At 64.8% G+C, this 13,816-nt stretch carries 10 protein-coding genes; 8 read left to right on the top strand and 2 right to left on the bottom strand.

The genetic code is table 11. From position 1 onward, the window contains the following. Nucleotides 1-107: 107 nt before the first annotated feature. Nucleotides 108-779, top strand: coding sequence for a spermidine synthase (locus CXK91_RS19570; protein WP_103457712.1), 672 nt, complete (start codon nucleotides 108-110; stop codon nucleotides 777-779). Nucleotides 780-789: 10 nt separating this feature from the next. Here CXK91_RS19570 and CXK91_RS19565 read toward each other — a convergent pair whose 3' ends face one another. Continuing rightward, nucleotides 790-1,683 (bottom strand): GIDE domain-containing protein, encoded by an 894-nt coding sequence (locus CXK91_RS19565; protein WP_103457711.1) that lies wholly within the window; start codon nucleotides 1,681-1,683, stop codon nucleotides 790-792. Between the two features lies 1 nt (nucleotide 1,684). After that, on the bottom strand, nucleotides 1,685-2,257 hold the full coding sequence (locus tag CXK91_RS19560) for a LemA family protein (RefSeq protein WP_103457710.1): 573 nt from the start codon (nucleotides 2,255-2,257) through the stop codon (nucleotides 1,685-1,687). A gap of 172 nt (nucleotides 2,258-2,429) precedes the next feature. On the opposite strand from CXK91_RS19560, the gene CXK91_RS19555 reads away from it, so the two are divergent. The 7 genes from CXK91_RS19555 (at nucleotide 2,430) to CXK91_RS19525 (ending at nucleotide 13,786) form a co-directional block, all read left to right on the top strand. Further along, on the top strand, nucleotides 2,430-3,764 hold the full coding sequence (locus CXK91_RS19555; protein ID WP_103457709.1) for an imelysin family protein: 1,335 nt from the start codon (nucleotides 2,430-2,432) through the stop codon (nucleotides 3,762-3,764). 169 nt (nucleotides 3,765-3,933) lie between these two features. After that, complete coding sequence (locus tag CXK91_RS19550; protein ID WP_103457708.1) at nucleotides 3,934-5,352, top strand: di-heme oxidoredictase family protein; 1,419 nt, start codon at nucleotides 3,934-3,936, stop codon at nucleotides 5,350-5,352. A 69-nt stretch (nucleotides 5,353-5,421) separates the two neighbouring features. Beyond that, on the top strand, nucleotides 5,422-6,498 hold the full coding sequence (locus CXK91_RS19545; protein ID WP_103457816.1) for an imelysin family protein: 1,077 nt from the start codon (nucleotides 5,422-5,424) through the stop codon (nucleotides 6,496-6,498). A gap of 2 nt (nucleotides 6,499-6,500) precedes the next feature. Further along, nucleotides 6,501-7,595, top strand: coding sequence for a DUF1513 domain-containing protein (locus tag CXK91_RS19540; RefSeq protein WP_042927041.1), 1,095 nt, complete (start codon nucleotides 6,501-6,503; stop codon nucleotides 7,593-7,595). Between the two features lie 85 nt (nucleotides 7,596-7,680). After that, nucleotides 7,681-9,303 (top strand): methyl-accepting chemotaxis protein, encoded by a 1,623-nt coding sequence (locus CXK91_RS19535; RefSeq protein WP_044313802.1) that lies wholly within the window; start codon nucleotides 7,681-7,683, stop codon nucleotides 9,301-9,303. A 222-nt stretch (nucleotides 9,304-9,525) separates the two neighbouring features. Then, nucleotides 9,526-10,662, top strand: a complete 1,137-nt coding sequence (locus CXK91_RS19530; protein ID WP_103457707.1) for an efflux RND transporter periplasmic adaptor subunit — start codon at nucleotides 9,526-9,528, stop codon at nucleotides 10,660-10,662. Nucleotides 10,663-10,729: 67 nt separating this feature from the next. Continuing rightward, nucleotides 10,730-13,786 (top strand): multidrug efflux RND transporter permease subunit, encoded by a 3,057-nt coding sequence (locus CXK91_RS19525; protein ID WP_103457706.1) that lies wholly within the window; start codon nucleotides 10,730-10,732, stop codon nucleotides 13,784-13,786. Nucleotides 13,787-13,816: the final 30 nt, after the last annotated feature.

Below are 13,816 nucleotides of genomic sequence, written 5' to 3'. Positions count from 1 at the left end.
TCGCCGCCTCGAATCGCCACCCGCACTTACCCCCTGGCGCTGGCCAGTCATGAGCACATGGGCCACACTTCCAGCCTTTTATCGCCCGCGCCTACAACGAGTCCCCGATGAAACGCTTCGTACTCCTGGATACCGCCGCCATTCCCACTGGCGGCGCCTTGTGCCTGTTCGAATATGGCGATGACTTCGTCATCAAGATCCAGGGCGGAAACGGCAATCAGCTGATGAACACTCGCACCCATGGCTCAGAGGACGCGCTGGCGGAGATTCCCTGCAAACGGATCGCCGCACGGTCGCAGGCCCGCGTGCTGATCGGTGGGCTGGGGATGGGCTTTACCCTCGCTTCTGCGTTGCGCCATCTCGGGCCGGACGCCGAGGTGCTGGTCGCCGAACTGGTGCCAGGGGTGATCGAGTGGAACCGCGGTGCACTCGGCGAGAAGTCCGGCAATCCGCTGCGCGATGCCCGCGCACGGGTGCTGAACCAGGACGTCGCCGAGTTAGCCCAGGGCTTCGATGCGATCATGCTGGACGTCGACAACGGTCCCGAGGGACTGACGCAGAAGAGCAACAGTTGGCTGTACTCTGCTGACGGCCTCAACGCCTGCGCCCGCGCGTTGCGCCCGTCCGGCATCCTCGCGGTCTGGTCGGCCAGCGCCGACCGCGCCTTTTCCGACAAGCTCGCCAAGGCCGGCTTCAAGGCCGAAGAAGTGCAGGTGTTCGCCCACGGCAACCGCGGCACCCGGCATACCATCTGGATCGCCGAAAAACGCAAGCGCTGAGCCGGCCGGTTTACCAGGCCGTCACACCCAGCTGCGACGCCAGCCAGACGGCGCCAGCCAGGCACATCAGTGCACCACCGGCGGCCTGCCAGTAGAAGCGCTGCGTGAGCACTTCTTCACCGTGGCTGGACAGTACGAAAGGCAGCGCCTCCCCGGGCTGCCCCAGCTGGTGCAATGCCGGCGCGGCGCTGCTCTCGCGATGCCGATCTTCCGCCTCGAGGCGCGCCGCCAGGCGTACGCGACTCCACTCCTGCTCGTCGAGCTGACCGTCGGCGTTGCTGTCGAAACGCTGCAGCAGGCCGGCGAAATCCCCCTTCCACTGACGGATCACGTCGCGCTTGGCGGATTGCAGGTCGAGGCCCTGTCGCCCGCCGCCGCTCGTGCGGAAATCACCGAGTGCGTAAAGCGGTTCACCCTCGTGCAGACGTTCCTCGGTGTAGCGATAGCGCTTGCCGATGCTGAACAGGCCGACCCAGCCACTCGGAGCGACACCGCGCGGGTGGCGCAGATCGCCGGTCCAGACCTTGCGGAAGGCGGGATGGACCTCCGCGCCACGCGGGTCGATCAGGCATTCGCCGGTGGCATCGGCCAGGCGCAGCCAGGCTTCACTGACGCCGCGTTCGACCACACTCCAGCTGCTGCGCTTGCCGTTGGAACGGTACTCCTCGATACGGTAGCGCCACCACAGGCAGCGCTCGCCGGTCAGCGGCGCCATCGGTTGCGGCACCATCAGCTCGCGTAGCACGCCAACCAGCTCGACATACCCCTGGGCTGCCGAGCGAATGCGAGAAGTCGGGGTATCGAGCAAATGACGGGCACGCGACCAGCGACCGATGCAGATCCACGCCCCGCCGACGCAAAGCGGGGCGGCGAGAATGAGTGTGAAAACCTGGCCCGGATGCATTTCAGCCGAACAGCGCCTTGAGATCGACGTCGGCCTTCTCCGCCTCGCTGAACTGCAGCAGGGCAGCCTCCTTGAAACCGAACGTCCGCGCCAGCAGTACATCGGGGAATTGCTCGATGCGCACGTTGTTCAGGTTGACCGCCTCGTTGTACAGCTCACGGCGATCGGCGATTCCGCTTTCCAGTCCGCTGATGCGCTGCTGCAGATGGCGGAAACTCTCGTTGGCCTTGAGCTCGGGGTAGTTCTCGGCTAGCGCAAACAGCCGCCCGAGGCCGGCACGCAGACCGGTTTCGGCTTGCCCCAGCGCGCTCACATCGCCCTGCTCGCGCGCGCTGGACACGGCATTGCGCGCGCTGATCACCTGCTCCAGCGTATTGCGTTCATGCTGCATGTACTGCCGGCAGGTCTCCACCAGCTTGGGCAACTCTTCATGACGCTGACGCAGCAGCACGTCGATATTGGCCCAGACCTTGCCGACGCCATGCTTCAGACGCACCAGCCCGTTGTAGAGAATCACCGCGTAAGCGGCGACGAGAAACAGCACAACCAGCACAACCACAGCGCTCAGGCTCATAGCATCTCCAGGGACAAAGGCCGTCAGAACGCCAGCATTCTACCGGCTGCACCGAAACGGAAGAGAGAGCCTGTGCACGCATTGGCTTTGCACAAAATGAAAATCTTTCGCATTATTGATAGCTTCCGAGCAGCCCTCGGCTTCGTTCACTCGCACGCAAAGGAACCCGCACATGCTACGCACCCCCATCTGGGCAACCGCCAGCCTCCTCGCTGTGGCCATCTCACTCGCCGGTTGCGGTGAGGACAAGCCCCCCGCGAACCAGACCGCTGCCCCGCAAAGCACTACCGAAAGCGTGCCAGCCGAAAAGGCGCAGGCGCCCGATGAGAAACCGGCCAAGGCAGTCGTCAGCCACTACGCCGATCTGGCGCTGGCGGTATTCAGCGATGCCCACGCCACCGGCGTGAAACTGCAGGAAGCTGTCGACGCCCTCCTCGCCAACCCCAGCGAAGAGGCCCTGCAGGCCGCGCGTCAGGCCTGGCTGGCGGCCCGCGTTCCCTACATGCAGACCGAGGTATTCCGCTTCGGCAACGCCGTGGTGGATGACTGGGAAGGTCAGCTCAATGCCTGGCCGCTCGATGAGGGCCTGATCGATTACATCGAGGGCGACTACCAGCACGCTCTCGGCAACCCGGGCGCCACAGCCAATATCATCGCCAACAGCGAACTGCAGATTGGCGAAGACAAGGTCGACACCAGCGAAATCAACGCCGAGCTGCTGGCCAGCCTCAACGAACTGGCCGGCTCCGAAGCGAACGTCGCCACTGGCTACCACGCGATCGAGTTCCTGCTCTGGGGCCAGGACCTCAATGGCACAGGCCCAGGTGCCGGCGAGCGGCCCTACACCGACTACGTGGAAGGCGAAAGCTGCACCGGCGACAATTGCGACCGCCGCCGCACCTATCTGAAAGTCGCGACCGAACTACTGGTCAGCGACCTGCAGGAAATGGTCGAGCAGTGGCAGCCGAATGCCGAGAACTACCGCGCCAGCCTCGAAGCCGATACCGCGGAAAACGGCCTGCGCAAGATGTTCTTCGGCATGGGCAGCCTGTCCCTCGGCGAACTGGCTGGCGAGCGCATGAAAGTCGCTCTGGAAGCCAACTCCACCGAAGACGAGCACGACTGCTTCAGCGACAACACCCACAACTCGCACTTCTTCAATGCCCGTGGCGTTCGTAACGTCTATCTTGGCGAGTACAAGCGCGTCGACGGCACCACACTGACCGGCCCGAGCCTGGCATCGCTGGTTCAGGGCGTCAGCCCGGAGGTGGACAGCACGCTGAAGACCGACCTGGAAACTACCGAAGCCAAGCTGCAGGTTCTGGTGGAAAGTGCTGAGAACGGCGAAGCGTTCGATCAGCTGATCGCCTCGGACAACACCGAAGGCCAGCAGAAAGTACGCGATGCCATCGGCGCACTGGTCAAGCAGACCGCCGCAATCGAGCAGGCCGCCGGTGCCCTCGGCATCAGCGACCTCAACCCTGACACCGCCGATCACGAGTTCTGATCGGCGCCGACACGGGCGCAGCTGTTGCGCCCGTGTCGGGCTTTTCGCTGTACCCCTGCCTGGTCCCAGAGCGCGCGCTCCTCTCGCGCAAATGCAAATCCCTCTTATTCCATTACGATTAGCCTGCTAAGATTGCGCGGCTTAATTCACCGCCCCGCAGGTACTTCCGATGCGCCCGCTGTTTCGCCGCCTCTTCCCGCTGCTGGCTCTGGCCCTGGTCGCCTGCGATAACGCTGAAACACCGACTTTCTCCCAGCCCGAACCTGGTGAGGCGCTCTCCGGCGGCAGCACCACGGTGATGAAGTTCGACCAGAACGCCTACTCCATGCCTTCGGCCAATCTGGCACCGATGCGTCGACTCGACTTCAGCGTCGGCAACAGCTTCTTCCGAAATCCCTGGGTCATCGCCCCGGCATCCACCACCGCTCGCGATGGTCTTGGCCCACTGCTGAATACCAACGCCTGCCAGAACTGCCATATCAAGGACGGCCGCGGCCATCCGCCGGCACCCGATGCGACCAGCGCCGTGTCGATGCTGGTACGGCTTTCCATTCCAGCCGGGCCCGAGCATGCCGAAGTCGTCCGAGAACGTGGCATCGCACCGGAGCCAAGCTACGGCGGCCAGCTGCAGGACATGGCGATTCCCGGCGTCGCCCCGGAAGGCAAGGTACGGCTGCGCTATTCGTCCGAGCAGGTGCGCTTCGCCGATGGCACCGAGGTCGAGCTGCGTAGGCCGGAAATCGAACTGAACGACCTGGCCTATGGTGACATGCATCCGGAAACCCGGATGTCCCTGCGCATCGCGCCACCGATGATCGGCCTGGGCCTGCTCGAAGCCATTCCCGAAGAAGCGCTGCTGGCCAATGCCGACCCCGATGACCGCAACGGCGACGGCATCTCCGGCCGCCCCAACCGGGTCTTCGACCAGACCAGCCGGCAGACCGTGATCGGCCGCTTCGGCTGGAAGGCCGGGCAGCCAAGCCTCAACCAGCAGAATGCCGACGCCTTCTTCAACGATATGGGCCTGTCCACCAGTCTGCTCAGTGGCAGCAGCTGCACCGACCGGCAGACCGAGTGTCGCGCGATGCGGGACGGTGGCGAGCCGGAAGTCAGCGACGACATCCTCGCCCAGGTGCTGTTTTACACCCGCAATCTCGGCGTACCTGCGCGACGGAACGTCGACGACCCACAGGTACTCGCCGGCAAGACGCTATTTCACCGCGCCGGCTGCCAGAGCTGCCACGTGCCACAGTTGACCACCGCTGCCGACGCCGCGGAACCGGAGCTGGCCAATCAGCTGATTCGCCCCTACACCGACCTGCTGCTGCATGACATGGGCGAAGGCCTCGCGGATGACCGCGCCGAGTTCGAGGCCAACGGCCGGGAATGGCGCACGCCACCGCTGTGGGGCATTGGCCTGACCCAGGCAGTCAGCGGGCATACCCAGTTCCTGCACGACGGCCGCGCCCGCAACCTGCTCGAAGCCATACTCTGGCACGGCGGCGAGGCCGAAAAGGCGCGCCAGATCGTGCTCGGCTACGACCAGAACGAACGTACCGCGCTGCTGAGCTTCCTCGAGTCGCTCTGAATACCCATGCTATTCACCATGCTTTCCCGGCGCGAAAGCGCTGCAACCGGCCTTGCCGATGAGGACACCATGATCCGTTCGAACACCCTGCGCATCGCCAGCGGCGCTCTGCTCACCGCCTTGTTGCTGAGCGCCTGCACGCCCGCCGACCCGCAGGCCGAGACCAGCAAAGCCTTGGCCGATGGTGTATTGCTGCCGACCTACACTCAGTGGTCGGAAGCCGACCGCCGCCTGGCGGCCAGTGCGATCGCCTTCTGTGCCGACAACCAGACCCTGGACGAAGCGCATGCTGCCTTCGTGCATGCGCAAACCGCCTGGGCCGGCCTGCAGCCGCTGCTGATCGGCCCAATGGGCGAAGGCAATCTGGCCTGGCAGGTCCAGTTCTGGCCGGACAAGAAGAACCTCGTTGCACGCCAGGTCACGGCACTGCTCAAGACCAAGCCCGAGCTGACCCAGGCCGATCTGGATAACGCCAGCGTCGTGGTGCAGGGCCTGAGCGCCTACGAGTACGTCCTTTTCGACAGCAGCATCGACCTCGCCGACCCCGCCACCAGGACGCGCTACTGCCCCTTGCTGACGGCCATAGGCGAGCACCAGCAGCAGCTTGCAGCCAGCGTCCTGCAGCAATGGCAGGACAAGGACGGCATGGCCGATCAGCTGCGCAGCTTTCCCAACGAGCGTTATGCCGAACCGAGCGAAGCCATCGCCGAACTGCTGCGGGTTCAGGTCACGGCCCTCGACGGCCTGAAGAAGAAGCTCGGCGCGCCGCTCGGCCGCCAGACCAAGGGCCATCCGCAGCCGTACCAGGCCGACGGCTGGCGCAGCGACACGACCCTGAGCAATATCGCTGCCACTGTCAAAGGCGCCGAAAGCCTCTGGCTGGGTTCCGACCAGGACGGTCTGCGCGCGCTGCTCGGCGCTGAGCAGGCCGATCTGGCCAAGCGCATCGACGCCGGTTACGCCGATCTGCTGCAACAATTGAAAGCCATGTCCGAGCCGTTCGGAAAAATGCTCGCCAACGAGGAGAGTCGGGCGCAGCTCGATGCGCTGTACCAGCGGATCGACCAACTGCATCGCCTGCACCAGCTCGAGCTGGCGCGCGCCCTCGGCGTACAGATCGGCTTCAACGCGCACGACGGGGACTGATCATGAAGCGCCGCACCCTGCTTGGCCTGACCGGCGCCATGCTTGCCGCCAGCGGCATCGCTGGCTGGTCACTGACGCGTCACGACGGGCAACAGGTTTTGCTCTCCGCACGTGATGGCGCCGACGGGCAACACTACGCCGTCGGCTACCGCCTCGATGGCAGCCAGGTATTTGCCACACCGGTCGCCGAGCGCTGCCATGACGTCTACCCGCACCCGTACCTGCCGTTGGCGGTGTTCGTCGGCCGTCGCCCGAGCCGCGAGAGCTACCTGATAGATGCGCGTGACGGGCGTCTGCTGCAGGTCATGGCCTCGCCGGCCGACCGCCACTTTTACGGGCACGGGGTGTTTCACAAGGACGGCGAGTGGTTCTACACCACCGAAAACGACACCGCCGATGCCGGCCGTGGCGTGCTCGGCGTCTATCGACTGGAAGGCCGACAGCTGGTGCGCGTCGGCGAGCACGCGACCCATGGCATCGGCCCGCACCAGCTGCTGTGGATGCCGGACAACGAAACCCTGGTCATCGCCAATGGCGGGATCCGCACCGAAGCCGACAGCCGCGAGATGATGAATCTCGATGCGATGGAGCCGAGCCTGGTGCTGCTACGCCGCGACGGTACGCTGGTCAGCAAGGAACAGCTGCCGGAGCAGATGAACAGCGTGCGTCACCTCGCCGTGGCCGCCGACGGTACCGTGGTCAGCGGCCAGCAGTACGAAGGGGATGCCATGGACCGCATCCCGTTGCTGGCGATCAAGCGGCCAGGGCAGGCCTTCCAGCACTTTCCGCTGGGCGAGGCACAGCGGCAGATCATGAACCAGTACACCGCCAGCCTCGCCATCCACGACGAGCTGCGGCTGCTGGCTGTCACCGCGCCGCGCGGCAACAAGGTGTTCATCTGGGACCTGGACAGTACCGAGCTGCGGCAGGCAGCCCATGTGCCCGATTGCGCGGGCGTCGCGGCAGTCACCGAGGGCTTCGTGGTCAGCTCCGGGCAGGGCCGCTGCCGCCTGTTCGACTGCCGTGGCGAACGTATCGCCAGCACACCGCTGGACCTGCCGGCGGGGCTCTGGGACAACCATCTGCGCATCGTCTAGCTCAAGAAAAACGTCCCCCGGCCGATGATGCTGGGCAACGGCAGGGATGCTCATTTACGTTTTCTCAAATGCCGAGACTTTGCCCATGCTCCAGAAATCCCTGCGCGCGCAGATCCTCGCGCTGATCGGCGGCAGCCTGCTGCTGACGCTGCTCATCGCCCTCGCCTGCATTCGCCTGCTCAGCAACAACATCGACCACTTCCAGGCGCTGCTCGACGGCCCGCTGGCCGAAGTACAACTGATCGACGAGGCCAACCTCGAGTTCAAGGTGCAGGTCCAGGAATGGAAGAACGTGCTGCTGCGTGGCAAACAGCCGGACTCTCGCAACCGCTACTGGAGCCAGTTCGAGGCCCAGGAAGCCAAGGTGCAGAAGATTCTGGGCGATCTACTGGTACTGACCGCCGACGAACCGCAGCTGGCCAAGCAGATCGAGAGCCTGCGTAGCGAGCACCGCACTCTCGGCGTTGCCTATCGCAAGGGCCTGGATGCCTACATTGCCGCCGACAGCGACCCGCTCGCCGGGGACGCCGCGGTAGCCGGTATCGACCGGGCGACCAGCGCTCAGCTGAGCGAGCTGGTCAAACAGCTGGGCGACGCCGCCGCGCAGCGCTCGGAGACCATCCGTGCCGACGCTCAGAGCACCGCGTCCTTCGGCCCGATCATCATGATCCTCGCCAGTGTGGTGGTGGCGCTGTTCAGCCTGTGGCTGGTCAATCGCCGGATCATCGAACCGATTCGCAACCTGATCGAGCACATCGCCCGCCTCAGCCAGGGCAAGTTCGCCGACCGCGTGGATGCCAGCCGCAGCGACGAACTGGGCCGCCTTGCCGCTGCCGCCAACGTGCTGCGCGACTTCCTCGCCGACACCTTCACCCGCCTGCAGCAGAGCACCTCGAATCTGGACAGTGCCAGCGGCGAGTTGAACGCCATCGCCAGGCTGATGGCCGACGGCGCCCGCGAGCAGTTCTCGCGTACCGATCAGGTCGCCACGGCGATGCACGAGATGTCCGCGACCGCTCAGGAAGTCTCGCGGCATGCCGCCGAAGCCGCGCAGGCCGCCGACGCCGCCGACCATTCCGCCCAGCAGGGCGAAGCGGTGATGCGCGGCACCATCGCCACCATCACCGACATGAGCAACGAGATCGCCAGCACGGCAGACGTCATCCGCCGCCTGGAGGGTGATAGCGGGCGCATCGGCAAGGTCTTGGAGGTGATCCGCGGGATCGCCGATCAGACCAACCTGCTCGCGCTCAATGCCGCCATCGAGGCGGCCCGAGCGGGTGACGCCGGCCGTGGCTTTGCCGTGGTCGCCGACGAGGTGCGCACCCTGGCCCAGCGCACCGCCGAATCCACCGCCGAGATTCACCAGATCATCGATACCGTGCAGACCGGCGCGAGCAATGCCGTACGCGCCATCGAGAGCGGTCAGGCGCGCAGCGAACAGGGCGTCGGCCAGGTGACCGAGGCCGGTCAGATGCTGCAGCGCATCACCGAAGCGGTCGAGGCGATCCGCGACATGAACCGCCAGATCGCCACGGCCGCCGAGGAGCAGACCGCGGTGGCCGAAGACATTTCGCGCAACATCACCGAGATCACCTCCATCGCCACCATCAACCAGCAGAACGTCGAGCGCACCGAAACCGCCAGCCAGAACCTGCACGGGCTGTCGGCGCAACTTACCGAAGTCACCCAACGCCTTGCCGGCTGATGATCTGCGGGCGGGCCGACAGTCTGTCGCCCGCCCCACACCTGCGCTGCTTTCCGCCCCGCTCCCCCTTTACTTGGCCTCGTTTCGGGGCTAAGTTCCTCGCTCTCCGGTCCTGCTGAGTCAGGTGCCAGCAGGTCGCCGAAGCTGGCGACCGGACCGTTCGAACGGCTGCCTCGATCACGGCAGTAGACAGCCGGCTCACATCTCCAAGGAAATCGGAAAATGTTGCGCCGCATGCTGTTCATGCTGGGCGCGGTTGTCGTCGTCGTTGCGATTCTTGCCTCGCTCAAATTCAACTCGATCTATCAGCAGATTCAACAGTTCCAGGCGCCCAAGCCTGCGATCGACGTCGAAACCGAGCTCGCCCGCCGCATGGACTGGCAAAGCCGCCTGCCAGCCATCGGCACGCTCAAGGCGTCGCAGGGCATCGACCTCAGCGTCGAGATCGCCGGAACGATTACCGACGTGCAGTTCCAGTCCGGCGAGAAGGTCAGCAAGGGCCAGGCCATCGTGCTGCTCGACAGCGAGATGGAGCAGGCCAGCCTGACCAGCGCCGAAGCCGACCTCAACCTGTCGCGCCTGGAATTCCAGCGCGCGCGTAGCCTGCTGGATCGCCAGGCCATTTCGCGCAGTGAGTACGACCGGCTCAATGCCGAATCGCAGAAGGCCGCGGCCAGCGTCGCGCAGCTGCGCGCCAGTCTGTCGAAGAAGCGCATCCTGGCGCCCTTCTCCGGCACCATCGGCATCCGTCAGGTGGATGTCGGCGACTATATTGCCGCCGGCACGCCAATCGCGACGCTTCAGGACCTGTCCACGCTGTATGTCGACTTCTTCCTCGCCGAGCAGCATGTGCCGCTGCTGAAGCTCGGCCAGCGAGTGCAGCTAAAGGTCGCCGCCTATCCCGGCGAACGCTTCGAAGGCGTGATCAGCGCGCTGAACCCGAAGGTGGAAACCACTACCCGCAACGTTCAGGTGCGCGCCGAACTGGGCAATCCGGACGGACGTCTGCTGCCCGGCATGTTTGCCGACCTGCAGGTGCTGCTGCCGACCGAGACCGCCCAGGTGGTGGTCCCGGAAACCGCCATCACCTACACCCTGTATGGCAACTCGGTGCTGCTGGTGACCGAGGGCACGCCGCCGGAAGGCGTCAGCAGCGACGAGCCCTACCTGGTGGTTGAGCGCCGCTTCGTCACCACCGGCGAGCGGCGCGACGGACTGACGGTCGTCCTCGACGGCCTGGAGGGCGGCGAACAGGTGATCACCGCCGGCCAGCTCAAGCTGGACAGCGGCACCCATGTCGCCATCGCCGAAAGCCGCACGCTCAAGCTGGAAGGCTCTCAGCAGCCGGCGACCGAATAGAAAAAGCCTGTTCCTCACGCGGCAGGCCGACGCACAGCAGACTCAGACAAGGTTCCAGGGACTTCCCATGGCGTTCACCGACCCCTTCATCCGCCGCCCCGTGCTGGCGAGCGTCATCAGCCTGCTGATCGTGCTGCTCGGCATCCAGGCCTTCAACAGCCTGACCATCCGTCAGTACCCGCAAATGGAAAGTGCGCTGATCACGGTGACCACCGCCTACCCCGGCGCCAACGCCGAGACCATCCAGGGCTACATCACCCAGCCGTTGCAGCAGAGTCTGGCCAGCGCCGAAGGCGTCGACTACATGACCTCGGTCAGCCAGCAGAACGCCTCGGTGATCTCCGTCTATGCGCGCATCGGTGCCGACACCGATCGCCTCTACACCGAGCTGCTGAGCCAGGCCAACTCGGTGAAGAACCAGCTGCCGCAGGATGCCGAGGACCCGGTGCTGAACAAGCAGGCGGCCGACTCCACCGCGCTGATGTACATCAGCTTCTACAGCGACCAGCTGAGCAACCCGCAGATCACCGACTACCTGTCGCGGGTCATCCAGCCCAAGCTGGCGACGCTGCCGGGCATGGCCGAAGCGGAAATTCTCAGCAACCAGGTGTTCGCCATGCGCCTCTGGCTGGACCCGGTGAAGCTCGCGGCCTACGGGGTTTCCGCCAGCGACGTGAACGAGGCGGTGCGCAAGTACAACTTCCTCTCGGCGGCCGGCGAAGTGAAGGGCCAGTATGTGGTCACCAGCATCAACGCCGACACCGAACTGAAGACGCCGGAAGCGTTCGCCGCCATCCCGCTGCGCACGCAGGGCGACAGTCGCGTTCTGCTGGGTGATGTGGCGCGGGTGGAGATGGGCGCCGAAAGCTACAACTCGATCAGCTCGTTCGACGGTATCCCCTCGGTCTATATCGGCATCAAGGGCACACCCAGCGCCAACCCGCTGGACGTGATCAAGGAAGTGCGCGCGATCATGCCGCAGATCGAGGCACAGTTGCCGCCGGGCCTGAAGGCGACCATCGCCTACGACGCCACCGAGTTCATCCAGGCCTCCATCGACGAGGTGGTGAAGACCCTGGCCGAAGCCGCAGTGATCGTCATCGTCGTGGTGTTTCTCTTCCTCGGCTCGCTGCGCACCGTGCTGATTCCGGTGGTGACCATTCCGCTGTCGATGATCGGCGTGCTGTTCTTCATGCAGGCGATGGGCTACTCGATCAATCTGCTGACGCTACTGGCCATGGTGCTGGCGATCGGCCTGGTGGTGGACGACGCCATCGTCGTGGTGGAGAACATCCACCGGCATATCGAGCAAGGCAAGTCACCGTTTCAGGCGGCCATCGACGGCGCACGGGAAATCGCCATGCCGGTGGTAACGATGACCATCACCCTGGCGGCGGTCTATGCGCCCATCGGATTCCTGCAAGGGCTGACCGGGGCACTGTTTCAGGAGTTCGCCCTGACCCTGGCCGGGGCGGTACTGATCTCAGGCGTGGTGGCGCTGACGCTATCGCCGATGATGTGTTCGAAACTCTTGCGTCACGAAGAAAATCCGAGTGGCTTCGCCCATCGCCTGGACGAGCTGTTCGAGCGGCTCAAGCAGCGCTATCAACGGTCATTGCACGGCACGCTGAATACCCGGCCGGTGGTGCTGGTGTTCGCCGTGCTCGTGCTGGCGCTGATTCCCGCCCTGCTGATGTTCACCGAGAGCGAGCTGGCACCGGAGGAGGACCAGGGCATCGTCTTCATGATGGCCAGCGCACCGAAGACCGCCAACCTGGACTACCTGAACGCCTACACCGATCAGTTCCTGGAGATCTTCAAGAGCTTTCCAGAGTACTACTCCTGGTTCCAGATCAACGGCTTTGACGGCGTGCAGAGCGGCATCGGCGGCTTCCTGCTCAAACCCTGGGACGAGCGCGAGCGCTCGCAGATGGAGATCCTTCCCGAGGTACAGGCCAAGCTCGATCGCCTGCCGGGCCTGCAGATCTTCGGCTTCAACCTGCCTTCACTGCCCGGCACCGGCGAAGGCCTGCCGTTCCAGTTCGTGATCAACACCGCCAACGACTACGAGACGCTGCTGCAGGTGACCGAGCGCATCCGCAAGCGCGCCGAGGAGTCCGGCAAGTTCGCCTTCCTCGATGTGGACCTGGCCTTCGACAAGCCGGAGATCGTGGTCGAGATCGATCGCGAGAAGGCGGCACAAATGAGCGTCTCCATGGAAGACCTCGGCCTGACCCTGAGCACCCTGCTCGGCGAAGGGGAGATCAACCGTTTCACCATCGAAGGCCGCAGCTACAAGGTCATCGCCCAGGTCGAGCGCGCCTACCGCGACAACCCGGACTGGCTGAGCAACTACTACGTGCGCAATGGGCAAGGCCAGATGCTGCCGCTGTCGACGCTGATCCAGGTGCACGATCGCGCTCGACCGACTCAGCTCAAGCAGTTCCAGCAACTCAACGCCGCGATGATCCAGGGCTTTCCGATCGTCAGCATGGGCGAGGCGATCGAAACGCTGCAGACCATCGCCCGCGAAGAAGCGCCCGAAGGTTTCAGCTTCGATTACGCCGGCGCCTCGCGCCAGTACATCCAGGAAGGCAACGCGCTGTACCTGACCTTCGCGCTGGCATTGGCGGTGATCTTCCTGGTCCTGGCCGCGCAGTTCGAGAGCTTCCGCGATCCTCTGGTGATCCTGGTCACCGTGCCGCTGTCGGTCTGCGGCGCGCTGGTGCCGCTGTTCCTTGGCCTGTCGAGCATGAACATCTATACCCAGGTGGGCCTCGTGACGCTGATCGGCTTGATCAGCAAGCACGGCATCATGATCGTCGAGTTCGCCAATCAGCTACGCCGCGAACAGGGCCTGAGTCGACGCGAAGCGGTGGAAGAAGCGGCGGCGATCCGCCTGCGGCCGGTGCTGATGACCACAGCGGCGACGGTGTTCGGCATGGTGCCGCTGATCATCGCCAGTGGGGCCGGCGCGGTCAGCCGGTTCGACATCGGCCTGGTGATTGCCACCGGCATGTCGGTGGGCACGCTGTTCACCCTGTTCGTTCTACCGGCGGTCTACGACCTGCTGGCGCAACCGGACCGGACGGTTGCCGACGTGGTCCCGGCAAGCGCGGGCTGACTGCTGCCCGCTCGAGCCGCGCACCTCTCG

Origin of the sequence: Stutzerimonas stutzeri, assembly GCF_002909485.1 — a bacterium.
Lineage (GTDB): Bacteria > Pseudomonadota > Gammaproteobacteria > Pseudomonadales > Pseudomonadaceae > Stutzerimonas > Stutzerimonas stutzeri_AH.
The sequence above is the reverse complement of the archived record's forward strand: the minus strand, read 5'-3'. Positions and strand labels throughout refer to the sequence as shown.